General features: G+C 48.2%; 17 protein-coding genes. 11 read left to right on the top strand and 6 right to left on the bottom strand.

The window, feature by feature from the left end:
• Nucleotides 1–39: 39 nt before the first annotated feature.
• Genes NST26_RS23515 through NST26_RS23495 form a run of 5 tightly spaced genes read left to right on the top strand, consistent with a single transcriptional unit; the run spans nt 40 to nt 6,648 of the window.
• A complete protein-coding gene (locus tag NST26_RS23515; RefSeq protein ID WP_340979865.1) occupies nt 40–2,007 on the top strand; it encodes an AraC family transcriptional regulator in 1,968 nt (655 codons plus the stop codon).
• Nucleotides 2,008–2,024: 17 nt separating this feature from the next.
• Complete coding sequence (locus tag NST26_RS23510) at nt 2,025–3,050, top strand: FecCD family ABC transporter permease (protein ID WP_340979864.1); 1,026 nt, start codon at nt 2,025–2,027, stop codon at nt 3,048–3,050.
• The gene (locus tag NST26_RS23505; protein WP_340979862.1) at nt 3,047–4,060 is read left to right on the top strand and encodes a FecCD family ABC transporter permease; all 1,014 of its coding nucleotides are present in this window, start codon (nt 3,047–3,049) and stop codon (nt 4,058–4,060) included. Before NST26_RS23510 ends, NST26_RS23505 begins: the two co-directional genes overlap by 4 nt.
• Before the next feature lie 9 nt (nt 4,061–4,069).
• On the top strand, nt 4,070–4,927 hold the full coding sequence (locus tag NST26_RS23500; RefSeq protein ID WP_340752397.1) for an ABC transporter ATP-binding protein: 858 nt from the start codon (nt 4,070–4,072) through the stop codon (nt 4,925–4,927).
• Nucleotides 4,924–6,648: an ABC transporter ATP-binding protein gene (locus NST26_RS23495; protein WP_340979861.1), complete on the top strand. Its 1,725-nt coding sequence runs from the start codon at nt 4,924–4,926 to the stop codon at nt 6,646–6,648. The genes NST26_RS23500 and NST26_RS23495 overlap by 4 nt, the downstream gene beginning before the upstream one ends.
• Nucleotides 6,649–6,746: 98 nt before the next feature.
• Here NST26_RS23495 and NST26_RS23490 read toward each other — a convergent pair whose 3' ends face one another.
• From NST26_RS23490 to NST26_RS23475, 4 genes are all read right to left on the bottom strand, one after another.
• Entirely contained in the window at nt 6,747–7,010 is a 264-nt protein-coding gene (locus tag NST26_RS23490) for an aldo/keto reductase (RefSeq protein WP_340950932.1), read from the bottom strand.
• A complete protein-coding gene (locus NST26_RS23485) occupies nt 7,007–7,111 on the bottom strand; it encodes an aldo/keto reductase (RefSeq protein ID WP_339250114.1) in 105 nt (34 codons plus the stop codon). Before NST26_RS23485 ends, NST26_RS23490 begins: the two co-directional genes overlap by 4 nt.
• 74 nt (nt 7,112–7,185) lie before the next feature.
• Nucleotides 7,186–7,431 (bottom strand): YuzF family protein, encoded by a 246-nt coding sequence (locus NST26_RS23480; protein WP_405115755.1) that lies wholly within the window; start codon nt 7,429–7,431, stop codon nt 7,186–7,188.
• A 96-nt stretch (nt 7,432–7,527) separates the two neighbouring features.
• Nucleotides 7,528–7,821: a phosphatidylinositol kinase gene (locus NST26_RS23475; RefSeq protein WP_339250112.1), complete on the bottom strand. Its 294-nt coding sequence runs from the start codon at nt 7,819–7,821 to the stop codon at nt 7,528–7,530.
• A 247-nt stretch (nt 7,822–8,068) separates the two neighbouring features.
• Here NST26_RS23475 and NST26_RS23470 point away from each other — a divergent pair, with 247 nt between their 5' ends.
• Genes NST26_RS23470 through NST26_RS23450 form a run of 5 tightly spaced genes read left to right on the top strand, consistent with a single transcriptional unit; the run spans nt 8,069 to nt 12,940 of the window.
• Nucleotides 8,069–8,389, top strand: coding sequence for a PadR family transcriptional regulator (locus tag NST26_RS23470; RefSeq protein ID WP_339250110.1), 321 nt, complete (start codon nt 8,069–8,071; stop codon nt 8,387–8,389).
• On the top strand, nt 8,382–8,942 hold the full coding sequence (locus tag NST26_RS23465; protein ID WP_339250108.1) for an HAAS signaling domain-containing protein: 561 nt from the start codon (nt 8,382–8,384) through the stop codon (nt 8,940–8,942). Before NST26_RS23470 ends, NST26_RS23465 begins: the two co-directional genes overlap by 8 nt.
• Nucleotides 8,932–9,690, top strand: a complete 759-nt coding sequence (locus NST26_RS23460) for a DUF4097 family beta strand repeat-containing protein (protein WP_340950935.1) — start codon at nt 8,932–8,934, stop codon at nt 9,688–9,690. The genes NST26_RS23465 and NST26_RS23460 overlap by 11 nt, the downstream gene beginning before the upstream one ends.
• 58 nt (nt 9,691–9,748) lie before the next feature.
• Nucleotides 9,749–10,525, top strand: coding sequence for an ABC transporter ATP-binding protein (locus tag NST26_RS23455; protein WP_339250104.1), 777 nt, complete (start codon nt 9,749–9,751; stop codon nt 10,523–10,525).
• 3 nt (nt 10,526–10,528) lie between these two features.
• Nucleotides 10,529–12,940, top strand: a complete 2,412-nt coding sequence (locus tag NST26_RS23450; RefSeq protein WP_340979859.1) for an FtsX-like permease family protein — start codon at nt 10,529–10,531, stop codon at nt 12,938–12,940.
• A 73-nt stretch (nt 12,941–13,013) separates the two neighbouring features.
• Here the strand turns inward: NST26_RS23450 and NST26_RS23445 are convergent, their stop codons facing one another.
• Both NST26_RS23445 and NST26_RS23440 read right to left on the bottom strand, forming a co-directional pair.
• Nucleotides 13,014–13,556: a hypothetical protein gene (locus NST26_RS23445; RefSeq protein ID WP_340979858.1), complete on the bottom strand. Its 543-nt coding sequence runs from the start codon at nt 13,554–13,556 to the stop codon at nt 13,014–13,016.
• 115 nt (nt 13,557–13,671) lie between these two features.
• On the bottom strand, nt 13,672–14,049 hold the full coding sequence (locus tag NST26_RS23440) for an Imm8 family immunity protein (protein ID WP_340950939.1): 378 nt from the start codon (nt 14,047–14,049) through the stop codon (nt 13,672–13,674).
• 172 nt (nt 14,050–14,221) lie between these two features.
• On the opposite strand from NST26_RS23440, the gene NST26_RS23435 reads away from it, so the two are divergent.
• Nucleotides 14,222–15,307, top strand: a complete 1,086-nt coding sequence (locus NST26_RS23435) for a discoidin domain-containing protein (protein WP_340979857.1) — start codon at nt 14,222–14,224, stop codon at nt 15,305–15,307.
• The last annotated feature ends 17 nt before the right edge of the window (nt 15,308–15,324 follow it).

The following is a 15,324-nucleotide window of genomic DNA, read 5'->3' as shown; positions in this document are numbered from 1 at the left end:
ATATCAATTGGGACAAGTGAGATGGGGGAGCGCGGACTGATGCAGGAAGAAGCAGAAGCTAGCAAGGTATTTACACCGGAGATGATCGATACGATGGCCCGCATTTGGACACGTTCGATCATTACATTAATAGATGTACGCTTTCAGAATATAGCGTCCGCATACCCTTTGGAGCAGTATAAAATGCCTAGCAGCATGTTTATCTATGCCTGTGGAGGGGAAGCGCAAATTCAACTGAATGAAACGACATTTGGAATGGAACGCTTCGGTCTAGTTCATGGCGGGAAGGGGAGCCTGCTCAGTATTTGGCCTAAAAGGGAGAGTGTGAAGACCTTTATGGTCTTTTATAAAGCGGAATCCCCTCTTTTCCACAAGAAGCACCTGCTGCAATTACTGGAGCAAGTCAATCCATTTGTTCAACAGTTTGGTTATACACCAAGTAATCCCATTTTGCTGCTCGATTGGTTTCAACAAATGTTAAATGACTGGAACCGCGGCAAAGCGATGGATCAGCTTCAGGCCAAGGGGTTTCTATATCAATTGATTCATAGGGTGTACAGAGATTTTGAGGGGGGCGAGATTCGCTATCTCCAGCCCTTTCCAGCCAGCTCTGCCAAAATATATCTTGATAAACATTACAGGGAGCCGATTATGTTCCAGGACATTGCCGCTATGTTTGGGATCAGTGGCGGGCAATTAACGCGGTTGTTCAAAAAGAAGGAAGGGATGAGCTTACAAGAGTACCTCATTCAGAGAAGGATTGAAGCTGCCTGTCATGACTTGAAGTATACAGAGGCAACCATTAAAGAGATAGCAACAGGATCTGGATTTGCTGATGAGAAGAACCTGTTTCGGATGTTTAAGAAGTATTACAAGATGACGCCGAGTGATTACCGGAAAATAAACGCACCATCCATGCAGGTTGATGGTATTGATAATGATTCTCATCTTCATTACAATGAGAGGGAACTGGCGAGTCTAGTCAAGTCTTATAGAGATGGGGAATCAAGCATGTTTGGACAAGTACGAAGTAAAGAAATGATCTTTGTGGCGGCGATGAGCCTGATGCTGTTGCTGACGGCATGTACGTCGGGGACGCCAGCGAATAATAGGGGAACGGTGAATCCGTCTGCGGAGACCGGGCAGACGACACAACCGGAAGTACAGGAGACGAAGGCTTCAGAAGCAGTCTCGCAGACCAGAACGATATCTACAGTAAAGGGTGATGTTGAGGTGCCTAGCAACCCTCAGCGTGTTGTAGTCGATTATCTGGTTGGTGATGTGGTAGCTTTGGGTGTCACTCCTCATGGTGTGGCGAGAGCAACAAAAGGCGAGACAGAGGCGGTGTATTCTACCGAGATTAAAGATTCAATTAACATAAAGATGGAGCCGGAAGATGTCATGACTCTTGAGCCTGATCTGATCATATTAGCATGGGGCGAAGAGAATTATGAGGATTTATCCAAAATTGCCCCGACCATTTATGTCCCTTATGGTGATATGACTACAGAAGAGCGTATCCATTTTATTGGCAATGTTCTGAATAAGCCGAAAGAGGCTGAGGCTGTTTTGAGTGCTTATGCTAACAAAATCGAAGAAGCGAAGCTATCCCTTAAGAATGCCGGCCTTGCAGACGTGACGATTACTATGGGAGAATTCGGTGATAAAACGAACTCCATCGCAGGAGCCAAGCATGCGGTTGGCGAGCTTATGTATAATCAGCTTCAAATGAAGGCACCGTCAAAGGTTCAATCTGATATTATTGACGCAGATAAATATTGGGGACAGATCTCAATGGAGGTCTTGCCCGCTTACATGGGGGATTATTTGATCGCCTTAGGAGATACGGAAGTTCCTGCTGATCATGCGGTTTGGAAATCACTACCCGCTGTGCAGCATCATCGGATCGTAACGGTGGGTTCATCGCTATCTTGGTCCACGGATATAATGACTTCCAGTGCGTTGATTGATCATATTGTCAATCAATTGCTGGCATTAGCTAAATAAGGGGATCTGGAAATACGATGAAAAACAAGCCTGAACAAAATCGCCGTGGGGCGGTGAACTTCACCATGTACATGGTGGTAGGGCTTGGATTAACGGTTCTCATGTCAGCGGCGTCGATTAGCTTTGGCGCCGCTGATATGAGGTTAGCGACTGCATGGGAGGCTATTTTCCGATTTGATCCAACGCTCACTGAACATCAAATTATTCAAACCCTACGTCTTCCGCGTACCGTAGCCGATCTGATCGTCGGATGCAGCCTTGCGGTTTGTGGTGCGATCATGCAGGGGACAACGCGTAATCCGCTGGCCGACTCCGGGCTGATGGGGATCAGCTCCGGGGCAGCATTCGCGATTGCGCTGTGCCTGGCCTTCCTACCGGGGTATTCGTATGGGCAGATGATGCTGTTTGCTTGTCTGGGAGCAGCACTTGCGACTGGGATCACATACTTCATCGCGTCACTGGGCAAGCGCGGGATGACACCTCAGCGGCTGGTGCTGGCAGGACTGTCCATCTCCATGCTGTTTGGCGCACTCAGTCAGTATTTGGCGATCAATTACAACCTGGGCCGGGCCTTGGCATTCTGGACCGCAGGCAGTACAGCCGGGGCCAAGTGGGAGGAATTACTGATTATCTCCCCTCTATTTGTTGGTGGTGTACTGCTGGCGCTGGCGCTGGCTCCTTCTGTTACACTGCTTAGTCTGGGGGATGATGTGGCAAGTGGACTCGGTATCCGCAGCGGACTGGTCAAGGGACTGTCGACAATTACCGTGCTCGTGCTGACTGGATTGGCTGTTGTCGTGGTTGGCCCAATCGGTTTTGTGGGTCTGATTACCCCGCATATTGTACGTTACATGGTCGGTGTCGACTACAGGTACATTATTCCGGCTGCTGCGCTATATGGTGCGTTGCTGACCGTATCGGCCGATCTGGCTGGCCGTTTGATCAATAGGCCGTTCGAAACACCGATTGGCATTATCTTTTCGATCATTGGTGTGCCGTACTTTCTCTTCCTGGCCCGCAGGCAAAGGAGGGAATTCGAATGATCAAGCAACGTTATACGGTGCAACGGGGTATCCTCGTCAATGTAGTGCTTATGGTGCTTATCCTTATGTTTGCTGTCATTAGCATGAATTCCGGCAAGATGAATCTTTCACCGCTAGAAGTGCTGAATGTCCTCCTTGGTAACGGCACCGGTAAGCAAAATCTGATCCTGTTCGATTTTCGAATGCCACGAATCGTACTGTCGATCTTGGTAGGTCTGGGAATGGGCGCGGCTGGGGTCGTGATGCAGAGCTTGCTGCGCAATGACATGGCTAGTCCGGGGACACTGGGGATTAGTTCAGGATCGGGTTTGTTTGTCCTGTTCTTCGTAGTATTCATCGCATCGGCAGGAAAAAGTTCCTTCATTGCCCTGCCGCTACTGGCCTTTGTTGGCGGCCTGCTGGCGGCGGGATTGATCTTCTTATTATCGTATCACCGTGGGCGAAACCTCTCGCCAATCGGTCTGATCTTAACCGGGGTCGCACTCGGAAGCGGGTATGGGGCGCTGACCACCTTTCTGACACTCAAGCTGGATGATTCGCAGATGGACTTCATGCTGAATTGGCTGGCGGGGAGCTTGTGGGGCGCTGATTGGCGCTATATTGCCGTACTGGCACCATGGGTCTTGATTATAATCGGCTATATTTTCTACAAGTCCCGGATGCTGAACACCCTCCATCTGGGCTATCAGACGGCAGAAGGGCTGGGACTTTCCGTGAAGCGGCAGTTTTTGGGGTTGTCGATCGCTGCTGTTGCTTTATCCTCTGGCAGTGTAGCTGTTGGCGGGAGCTTCTTCTTCGTTGGCTTGATCGCTCCGCATATGGCAAGGAAACTGGTCGGGCCTGATCACAAATTACTCATTCCGGCTGCCAGCCTGACCGGCGGATTAGTCGTGGTGCTGGCTGACACGATTACGCGCACGGTTAACCTGGGGGGAGATGTGCCGACGGGAATCGTCATTACGGTCATCAGTGTTCCGTACTTTCTTTATCTACTAGCGAAGGCCAATTAGGAGGACGTCATGGAAAGTATTACAGCAGAGCAAATTGATATTGCCTATAATGACACACTTATCGTCAAAGAACTGGATTTGCAGATTCCGCGTGGACAGATCACCTCGATTATTGGTCCCAATGGATGCGGCAAATCAACCGTACTCAAGGCAGTCGGCCGGCTGCTCAAGCCGAATAATGGTACGGTCTATCTGAATGGTGCCGATATCCGCACACTGTCCACCAGGGAAGTCGCCAAGCAGATGGCGATTCTGCCGCAGACGCCAACCGCACCGAGCGGCTTAACGGTCGGCCAATTAGTCGCCTATGGGCGTTTTCCTCATCAACGGGGTTTCGGCAAGCTCTCCAAAGAGGATAAGCAAGTAGTCACCTGGGCGCTATCGGTTACACAGCTTACAGCGTTTGAGCATCGTGAGGTCGATACGCTCTCCGGCGGTCAGCGTCAGCGCGTATGGATTGCGATGGCGCTCACCCAGCAGACCGATCTGATCCTGCTGGATGAACCCACCACCTATCTGGACCTGGCGCATCAGCTCGAAGTGCTGGAACTGCTCTATGAACTGAATCGCAGTCAGCAGGTGACGATTGTGATGGTGCTGCATGACCTGAATCTGGCAGCACGCTTCTCCGACTATATGGTGGCGATTCGTGAGGGCCAGGTGGTGGAGCATGGCTCGCCAGAGCGTGTAATGACGGTGCAGACGCTGCGTGAGGTGTTTGCTATTGATGCCGAGATTATGCTGGAACCGCGAACAGGGCGGCCGGTGTATGTGACGTACGAGCTATTGCGTGATAAGCGTAGAGACCAAGCAGCAGATCAAGGATTCCTGCAAGCTGAGGAACAGAAGGAGTCGATTGCCACATGAGAACCGCATGGCGTGTCCTGATGGGCGCACGGAAATACTGGCTGCAGTTAGGCATTGGATTTGCCGGTATCGTGATGGCCACGATTGCCGGGTTTTATTTGCCCTGGGCGCTCCGCTCGTTGACACAATTGGCGACCGAAGGCAGCAGCCGGTTTGCCGCGGAAGCGCTGAAGATTGGTCTGTTGCTGCTTGGAGCCACCTGTCTGCAAGCCATCGGAACATCACTGGCCGGCTATATGAACCATTATGCGGCACTTCATTATGTGGCAGATTTAAGAACAAGATTATATAGCAAATATCAGCAAATGAGCCTGCGCTATTTCCATCGAAGCCGGACGGGTGACCTGACCGGGCGCGTTGTGAATGATGCGATGGAAGCGGAAATTTACATTGCCCATGCCATTCCTGACTTTATCATCAACGGGCTGACTTTTATCGGAGTAGGCATCCTGCTCTTGACGATCAATGTGAAGCTGGCACTGATCAGTCTGATCACAATTCCGTTGCTGCTTGCGATCACGGTATGGCAAAGCAAACGATTGTCACCGCTATGGGGAGAGAATTCCAAGGCGCGGGGAGAGATTGCTGGCAAGGTGCAGGAGAACCTGTCGGGCATGAAGGAAATCCAAATTTTCAATCGGCAGGAGGAGGAGCGGGGCAACGTTTCCCGTCTGGCTATGAAACATACGAAGACCTATTTGCGTGCCAGTCTGTTCTATGAGACCTCTGTGCCGTTGTTGGCATTTGTGACCGCGCTGGGTACCGTGCTTGTCGTGATACTAGGCGGCAGATTGATGGCAACAGGCGAGGTAAGTATTGCTGATATCATTGGATTCATCGCCTACCTGGGTATGTTCTATCAACCGGTAAAGTCCTTTTCCAGCTTAGTGGAAATGTCCGGGCGAGCCGCCGCTGGTCTTAAACGGGTATATGATGTGCTGGAAGAGGAGGAAGACATACAGGAGAAGCGAAATGCAGTCCATTTGCCGCGTATACAAGGACAGATATCCTTTCAGAATGTCACATTCGTATATCCGGATGGTGCTCCTGTACTAGAAGGGCTGAACCTGACTATTGAGCCTGGAAAGACGGTGGCGCTTGTAGGTACAACCGGTGTAGGAAAGACGACATTGGCCAGTCTCGTTAACCGGTTCTACGACCCGCAGACCGGTTCAATTCAAGTGGATGGCATCGACATTCGTGATGTGACGCTCTCCAGCCTGCGTGACAATATCTCGATGGTGCTGCAGGATACCTTCCTGTTTGACGGCACGGTGTATGATAATATCGCTTATGGATGGGCGGATGCGACCGGGAAAGATGTGATGGCCGCAGCGAAGGCGGCGAAAGCGCATGATTTCATAGCACAGATGGAGCAAGGCTACGATACGGTGATTGGTGAACGCGGTGTGAGACTGTCCGGAGGGCAGAAGCAGCGGATTTCGATCGCACGGGCAATTCTTCGCAATGCACCGATTCTCATTCTGGATGAAGCGACATCGGCGCTGGATACCAAGACCGAGCAAGAGATCCAGCAGGCGCTGGACGAAATATCGAAGGATCGCACAACACTGGTGATTGCCCATCGCCTATCGACGGTCCGTCATGCCGACCAGATCGTCGTGCTGGAGGGCACAGAGATTGCCGAGACGGGTACGCATGAGGAACTGCTGCGTAGCGGCGGCATTTATGCACGATTGTATGCGACGCAAGCTTCTTGAATGTAATCGGATCGGTCTTCAAGGGTCAGGACCCCTAATTAAAGAGAACGGAGCAAGAGGCCCATGCAACCCCGCATGGGCCTCTTGCTCCGTTCAATTCACTTCCCCCCACCCGGAATCGCAACCTCATGTCCAACGGTTGCGGCCATGCGGGCTGTTTGTGCGCCCCAAGGCCGGGCCAGAACCCCACGCGACAGCGGACTGAAGACCATGGTCTGAATCCCCTCGTCGGCACAGAGCGGGATCATCTCGTTTTCTTCTTCGCGGGCGATTAAGTTGTAGTTGTGTTGCATGGAGATGAAGCGGGTCCAACCGTTCTGTTTCTGGAGATGCAGGGCCTTGGCGAACTGCCAAGTTCTCATGGTGGAGGCGCCCTGCTGACACTTTCCTCGCTGGTTCCGTGCGAATACAAATTAGCGGTATCGAATAAGTTGATTCCTGCCTCAAGCGCATGTCTGATCATAAGGCGGCTGCCATCCTCGCCCAGCTAGGGTAACACTGAGGGGATCTCTACTATCGTAGCTCCTTCACAGAAATCTATTCTGGCATGATCCAGACAATCTCGCAGATTCGTACGAAAAACTTCCGGCCCCTGGTATCCAATACAACGTGGTCTGGCTTAACTTCCACTAAGCAGCCGCTAATCCCTCCGCGAGTGGTTTCGAGCACTACCTGTTTACCTTTTACAGACATTAAGGTTTCGACTACGTAGGGGTCAATAGGATATACCATGATTGCTTGCGGCATTTGTTGCTGCATTGGATACATTTGATTATTCAGCACTTTGTTACCTCCCGAATGGTTATACATCATCCTATGCTAATGCCCACATAAAGAACTGGGCGGATGCCCATGCAATAACGAATTCCCTAATCATTATTAAATAAAAAATGGAAGCAAGTACAAAGCTGTAATGGCACCAAAGGGGATCGGTCTTGGATAAAAGCGGCGGCGCGGGTAGAAACCCGGATAGTATCCGAATTGTCTGTAGGTTGTTGCGTTAGCAGGCATTCCGTTCATCTGGCCCACCATTTCATTGGTGGGAATGGCAAGTGTAATATAGTTCTGATCGATATGAGCAACAAACCCGTCGTGAGACTGACCATCGCTTGTAGTAATACCAACATATTTATTCATACAATTCCAGGCAACTTGTTGATAATTCGTTTCCATGGGTAAACCTCCTCAAATACTATCTCGTCAACAGTCTATGGACTATAACCTATATCCATCACGGCATATGCCCATAGCTTAAAAAAATCATATGAAGGATTAATGTTAAGGAGTGAGAAAATTATGAGTAAACGTGAAATACAACTATTACCTCCAACTACCTTGCATTAAACAGTAGTGGATGGTAATCTTTGTATTAGTAACTACTGTGTATTACACAGTACTAAATAAAGCGTGGTGATAAGTATTGAATGTTCAGTTCAAGAAGGGTGTGCTGGAGCTTTGTGTTCTTGTTTTAACATCGCAGAAGGACCGTTACGGATATGAGCTTGTGGAGCAGATCTCGCAGAAATTCGCCATAGCGGAGGGCACGATCTATCCGTTATTAAGAAGACTGGCTACGGAAGGGTTATTTTCCACCTATTTATCTGAATCGGGCGAGGGGCCGCCCCGGAAGTACTATAAGATTACCGATGAGGGAAGGAGAGTCATGAACGACATGATAGAGGAATGGAATGCTTTTGCCATAGGAGTGCAGGAGATCATTGGGGGGGATCGGATTGAATAAAGAGGCCTATCTGAATGAATTGGCACGTTATCTGAAGCTGCTTCCTCCTGAGGAATGTGCCGATCTTATGGGTGAATTCCGGGAGCATTTCGAGTTTGCCCAACTAAGCGGGCGGTCTGAAGCAGAAGTGATCTCCAAGCTGGGCCATCCCCGGTTGATCGCCCGTGAACTACTGACCCAGTCGCAAATTGAGAGAGCGGACAAATCCCCAACGCTCTTAAGCGTTACGAGAGCGGTTATGGCAACGGTGAGCTTAGGATTGTTCAACTTAGTTATCGTTCTGCTGCCTTTTATCACTTCTTTGACTGTGATTGCCGGGGTGTTCGTCTTTGCCATTTGCCTGCTTATTTCTCCGATTCTTTTAATTCTTCAGTATCAGTCGGTCACGTTGTCTATCAATAGCATTTTTCTGATGCTGGGCCTGGTTGGTGTGGGACTGCTAGTAGCCCTTGGAACACTAAAGCTCACCCGGCTGTATTACCATCTTGTGATCCGGTACCTGAAGTATAATCTGACAGTTATTAAGAAGGATGTGACCTCTTTTGAAAAATAGATCCCGGAACGTAACCAGACTTGCTCTGCTCCTGATTGCTGCCGGAGTCATTGGAAATGTAGTGCTGTATCTGTTAGGCAATTCACCATTTAATTTGCATGAGCTATCGGTTGAACAACCTGTGCGGATGGACCAGACCACCAGCGTTCTTCTTCAAAACGAGATTGGAACGATTGATGTGGTTCCCATTCAGGGAGATGAAATCAAGGCAACCTTAGGCGGGAAGACGACCAAGGCATTAATGAAGGATTACAAGCTGCACATCACTCAGGATCGGGGACAAACCAGCATTAAGGTTGTTCAGGATAACCGCTTCCGCTTTTTTGACATCTATACGGAGCTTAAGCTCACGGTTGGGGTTCCTGCGACCCGGCTAGACCAGCTGCAGGTGGTAACGGACTCCGGAAGAATTGATGTCGGCCCCGTCCTGGCGAAGGAATACCGGGTGGTAAGCGACTCGGGTTCTATCAAGCTGGAGATAGAGGAGGGGATCATTCATGCGGAAACGGATACTGGTGAAATCACCGCCTCGCTTGAGCGCATCCTTCAAGATATCCATGCTACCTCAGATACTGGAGATATTACCATCCAGACAACAGAAGCGCCTCAAGCGCTCCGTACTCAATTCTCTGCGGATTCTGGAACCGTTAAGGTGACGCTTCCGGGTTATAAGGACGGTTATATCGGTGAAGGAGGGCCACTTGTCAAGCTTATCTCTGACACTGGCAATCTTAGGATCGAACAGTAACAGTATTTAGGTGAAGAGCAGGAAGAAGAATAAGATTGATTTTAGGAGGCGGCCTTGTGTGATAACACAGAATCCCAGGAAAGAAGTCTTAATCAAGACTGTTGATCTATGCAAAGTTTACTCCTCAGGCCATGAACAATATCTCGCCGCCAAAAGCATTAATCTCAAAGTATACCAAAGTGACTTTACGGTGATTATGGGCAGCTCAGGCTCGGGGAAATCTACGTTGCTCTACCTCCTCAGCGGTCTGGACGGGATCACTTCCGGAGAAGTGATGTTCAAGGGACAGCGAATTGATGCATACACAGAGAAGGAACTTACGGATTTCCGGTCCAACAAAATCGGCTATGTATATCAATCGATCAATCTGGTTCCTGATTTCACTTTGCTGGAGAATGTGGCTTTCCCGGGGTACGTGGCTGGCCGCAGCAAAAGCGGGGTGAACGAGCAGGCATTAAGCCTGCTGCACCAGATGGGGATCGGGGCACAAGCCGGACGCCTGCCGTCCCAGGTATCTGGAGGACAACAGCAGAGAGCGGCGATTGCCAGGGCGCTCATCAATTCGCCGGAGGTGATTTTTGCGGATGAGCCTACAGGGGCATTAAGCCAGGAGCAGGGCGCAGTGATTCTGGATCTGTTGACGGAGATGAACCAGAATGATCAATCGATCGTTATGGTGACGCATGATATCCAGGCTGCGTGCAGGGCGGACCGGTTAATCCTGGTCAAAGACGGCACAATCGACGGAATTCTGGAGCTAGGCAAATATGCACCGGATCAGTTGAAAGCGAGAGAAAACCAAATTTTCATGTTCATGTCAGGGGAGGAGAGGTAGCGGATGTATGCGGTATGGAAACTATGCTGGACGAACCTGAAGCATAAAAAAGTACAAAACAGCTTCATTGCGATCATCATCATGCTGGCAGCCCTGCTCCTCTCAACCGCCATATCCGTTCTGAACAACACCAACCGGATGTATGAGAGTATGCATGAACAGTCCCGTGGCGCTCATCAAATATTACAGATGGAGAATGGCCTCCATGATCCGGTCGAGGTACATAAATGGTGGGAGGAGGAGCAAGGCGTAACGGTCTCGGATTTGATGCGCTACCGCTATCTGTCTAGTATGTCTCACGCCTTGAAAGAGATCCCCAATGTGGACTTGTTCATGATGGATGCGCCAACAGGACCTTTTCCCGTGGACCGGCTGCAGTTCGTGGAAGGGGAAGAACAGAGCACACCGGAAGCAGGAACTGCCTGGATTCCCACCTCGCTGGCGTATCCCAATGATATTCATGTGGGCGATTCAGTTGAATTCAAGACAGATGAAGGGACCATCCGGTTGAACGTTGCGGCCGTCGTCGTGGATATTTCCTACTGTTCGCCATTTGCGACGAGCGGGAGAATCTGGCTGAATCATGAGGATTATACTAAGCATATGACCCTTTTGCCGGGCGAAGATAAGTATATGACCGGACTACGGTTTGAGGATTACAGTCAACAGAGAGCCTACTGGGAGAGATTCGAACAGTATCTGGGGACCCCCTATCTGGAGTCGGTCAAAGACTTCGAGAGCTTGTCTTCCTATTATATGATTGCGAACCAGGTGATCAGCTTCGTGATGATTTTTCTGGCTGCTGTCATGATCTGTGTAGCCTTGTATACCTTGGGATTCACGATTGCCGATGCCATTCTCTCTAACTACAGAACGATCGGGATTATCAAATCTGTCGGATTATCCTCCCGTAAAGTCATTATGGCTTATGTTGCGCAATATACCTTCCTGGCGCTCGTCTCGGTCATCCCGGGGATGCTGGTCAGCAATATCCTCTCCGGCACCATTGTTGCGGGTTCTATGGCTTATCTCAACACAGGTTCATTAGGGATGAACGATGTATTTTCAGGTACAGGTCTGTGGACTGGCGCGGCTGTCGTTGTGGTTATTCTCCTCTCGGCCCTGCTGTTCGCGAATAAGGCGCGTCATGTGGAGCCTGCCCAAGCCGTTCGTTACGGCATGTCCGAGAAGGAGTACTCCCACCAATCAGGAGGAACTGGAACATGGAAAAGAAAGCTCCTGCAACTGGGCGCTCTTCCGACTTCAATGATTATCGGGCTAAGAAGTGTCACCAAGAATATCCGGGGTTCGCTGCTGATTGTGCTGATCTCGGCGTTGTCCACCGCTGTACTCGTCTTCGGGTTCCTGTTCGTATACAGCATTGCTTCTATCCATGGAACCATTGCCAAATGGGGGTATGATTCGGCCGATCTGTCCATCAGAATCGATAACCCGGCTAAAATGACTTTTGAACAGCTGCAAGAAGAAGTCCTCTCTGATCCAAGGGTGAAGAATTACTCGCGGTACGGGGATGCCAATGCGGTTGTGCCGGTTCCCCAGAAGGATGGGGCTGCCATGAAGCAGGATACGATGGGGATCTTACTGACGGTGGCGGATGGGAGCTATGATGAAATAGGCTATGAGAATGTGGAGGGACAGAACCCTGTGTCTGCCAATGAAATCTCGGTTGGTGTGAATGTTGCCAGAACGCTAGGTATCCAAGCAGGCGATACAACGGATATTTATATTGAAGGGGAAAAACATACGCTGACCGTCACCGGGATCTACCAGGCAATCGCGAACATGTCTAATTCGGGGCGGATTACCGCCGACGTCATCAGAACTAGTAATCCGGGCTATGGAAGTGCGATGAACACCACTTTCATGAATCTGCATGAGGGGACTTCAACCGATTCATTCGTGAATGAATTGCAAGAGCGGTACGGCAGTGTAATCGGAATCGCCAGTCAGGCTTCGCTGGTGGATGAGGTATTCTCCCAAGCGGTCAAAATCATCGTGCTGCCAGTATCCGTTATGGCGCTGTTATTCATCATCATTACGTTCGTAATCATCTACAGTATCTGCCGGATTAATATGAAGAAAGAGAGCCGCACCTACGGCATCTACAAGTCCATCGGCATGACCTCCCGCCAGATCCGACTGTCGGAAACCACCGGAATCCTGGTCGTATCGGGGATCGGAGCTTTGGTAGGGATACCTTTAGGCTTATTAGGCCTGCCACCACTGCTGAACGTTATCCTGTCGGATTACGGGATTGTTAAAGTTCCGCTGATCATGAACGGGGGAGGTATAGCCTCGATGATTCCCTTAAGTGTCATCGCCGCAGGCCTGGGCTGCTGGGCAGCATCCAAGTCTATTCAGAGTGCTTTGCCGCGGGTGTTAGTGGTGGATTGAAAGTAGGGCCGGGCGTTCAGTCCGAAAGTATAGGCCGAAGCCCGTCAACCTTAACTGGTCGGCGGGCTATGGGTTACAGTCTTACGACACTGGACTCGCCGGTCGGCAGAGAATGATTTAAGCCTTGGCAGAAGTCCTTCATACCAAATGCAAAAGTGTCTTGAAAAGTTACAGCTGACAACTCACCATGAGCATCTATAAAGTTAAATATCATATAGTGACTAGTTTTCTTTTTATTTCCTATTCCGGACATACCTCCGACAATCGTTCCTAACCCAGGTACAAGAAGCGTTCCAATCATTGCACGACCCACAACGCTTTTGCTTTTATCGATCAATTCTTGCGCACTTTTAACTTCAGCGGCTCTGAATTGCGCAAGATATATTTCAAATCTTTGTCTGCCTGAATCAATAAGCACACGATCAGAAAATCTAAAAATTTTGCACTCGACACTTCCAATGCCAAGTCCCTCCACATGTTCTGCGAATACCCCCTGTAACGCTCCGATGTTTTGGGTTTGTTCTTTTAGCTCATTCCCTTGTTTAATTCCTTTTTTTGCTCCAAAAATAATACCGATAATGAGCACTACAATAAATCCCCAAATAAATAACATCATTATGAACAGCCCCTTATTCTGATAATAATTAGCAAAAATAGTCTATCAGAATAAGAGGGATAATACTATGCATTTTACAATAAACACCAAAGTACTTACGGGTATAAATCTTTTATTAATTTTGCGAAAAAAATTTATAATCCTTCATTTTATCATATTCCCAAGGAAAAAGCCTGTTAATTGACAATGCAGTTTGTTCCCAGTCATCCTTAGCACATTCCGAAATTCTAACTTGAATACAATCTTTAATGGCTTTTAAGTTGAATTCAGGAACTACCACAAAACCTCTACAAATTATAAATGACATGGTTCTAAGAAAATCCGAGATCCCTTGAGCAGTCCCAACTGTAGCATAGAATTGATCAGCACCAAAAACATCTGAAGGACCAATGTCTAAAACTAAGGATACGCAAAAATCTCCGGTCACATCTCCTTCAGCAAAAACATGAACATCCTTAAGTTCTGGAATTATTGCCATCATAAATCCTTTCAAATTTACCGATGTCCTAATTTCGTGCAATTCTTTAAGGGTAACATCTTAATCTATTCCACATTTTACCTCATTAACTCTTAAGTGTATTGTAAATTTCTGTAGAGAAACAGACTGTTTGTTCGCCTTTATATGGTGTAGGCTTGATGTATACATATTAAAGGAGATGGATTTTTTGAAACGTTGGAAAAGTGTAATGATTAAGATGGTAATTTCTCTTACTTTGGTACTATCAATGTTTGGATTTAAAAATCATGCGTTTGCTGATGCTGCTGGAGAAGTAGACTTAACGGATGGGTTACCAAATTCTGCGTTTTCGGCAAGTAGTTTTTGGAATAGACCTGGCGATACCCGGAACTTTGGCCCTGAGAAAGCATTTGATAATGTTTGGATCGAAAATAATGCAGGATTTTCTACTAATACGACAAAAAACGAATGGATAGCTGTTGATTTTGGTAAGGAACAATCCATTTCAAAGTTGAAGTATAAGGCTGATCTATCCTATGAATATGCATATGATATGAAGGATTTTGTTGTGCAAGCCTCAAATGATAATTCAAATTGGGAAAAACAATACTCAGGTACTGCACTAGGAAATGAGACTATTCAAGAATTTGTATGGAAACCAACTGGTAGTTTCAGATATTGGAGAATCCAATTGATCAATAATATTGGAAATAACAGCTATTGTATTATGGTAGGTGAGATGGAGCTAATCGGCTCTAAACAAGAAGCTCCAATAGATCTAGTTGCAGTAGGGAAAAATAAGGTGGTTGATCTAACTTGGTCACCTGTTACAGGTGCAACTGGTTACAATGTAAAGCGTGCTACCGATACAGGAGGACCATACACTTCAATCGCTCCCAATGTTACAGGTGACTCATACACGGATAATACTGTTATCAATGGTATGACTTATTATTACGTTGTAACAGCAACGGATGGAAATAGTGAAAGCCTGAATTCAAATGAAGCATCAGCTACCCCGCAAAAGGTTAATCAGCCCGATCCAGAAGCTTCAGGAGAACGTGCTATACTTACTATTACACTAACAACTGGTCTTGATAAAGAATATGATCTTTCGGCTGAAGAGGTCAGTGCTTTCTTGAATTGGTATGATGCAAGAGATGCTGGAGCAGGGCCTGCCAAGTATGCGATCAACAAACATAACAATAATAAAGGGCCCTTTAGCGCCCGTAAAGATTATTTAATCTTTGATAAGATCCTCACGTTTAGTGTGGATGAATATTCAGCAGAATAACCTTCCTCATATTTAAC

The sequence above is a fragment of the Paenibacillus sp. FSL R7-0128 genome (genome assembly GCF_038002245.1).
GTDB classification, from domain to species: Bacteria; Bacillota; Bacilli; order Paenibacillales; family Paenibacillaceae; genus Paenibacillus_AQ; species Paenibacillus_AQ silagei.
Note: the sequence above shows the minus strand (reverse complement) of the source record. Positions and strands in the feature narration are given on the sequence as shown.

Excerpts from the sequence above, each read along its gene's own strand:
- NST26_RS23515 (WP_340979865.1), top strand. The coding sequence starts at position 40 with ATGCAGGAAGAAGCAGAAGCTAGCAAGGTATTTACACCGGAGATGATC.
- NST26_RS23510 (WP_340979864.1), top strand. The coding sequence starts at position 2,025 with ATGAAAAACAAGCCTGAACAAAATCGCCGTGGGGCGGTGAACTTCACC.
- NST26_RS23505 (WP_340979862.1), top strand. The coding sequence starts at position 3,047 with ATGATCAAGCAACGTTATACGGTGCAACGGGGTATCCTCGTCAATGTA.
- NST26_RS23500 (WP_340752397.1), top strand. The coding sequence starts at position 4,070 with ATGGAAAGTATTACAGCAGAGCAAATTGATATTGCCTATAATGACACA.
- NST26_RS23495 (WP_340979861.1), top strand. The coding sequence starts at position 4,924 with ATGAGAACCGCATGGCGTGTCCTGATGGGCGCACGGAAATACTGGCTG.
- NST26_RS23490 (WP_340950932.1), bottom strand. The coding sequence starts at position 7,010 with ATGAGAACTTGGCAGTTCGCCAAGGCCCTGCATCTCCAGAAACAGAAC.
- NST26_RS23485 (WP_339250114.1), bottom strand. The coding sequence starts at position 7,111 with ATGATCAGACATGCGCTTGAGGCAGGAATCAACTTATTCGATACCGCT.
- NST26_RS23475 (WP_339250112.1), bottom strand. The coding sequence starts at position 7,821 with ATGGAAACGAATTATCAACAAGTTGCCTGGAATTGTATGAATAAATAT.
- NST26_RS23450 (WP_340979859.1), top strand. The coding sequence starts at position 10,529 with ATGTATGCGGTATGGAAACTATGCTGGACGAACCTGAAGCATAAAAAA.
- NST26_RS23445 (WP_340979858.1), bottom strand. The coding sequence starts at position 13,556 with ATGATGTTATTTATTTGGGGATTTATTGTAGTGCTCATTATCGGTATT.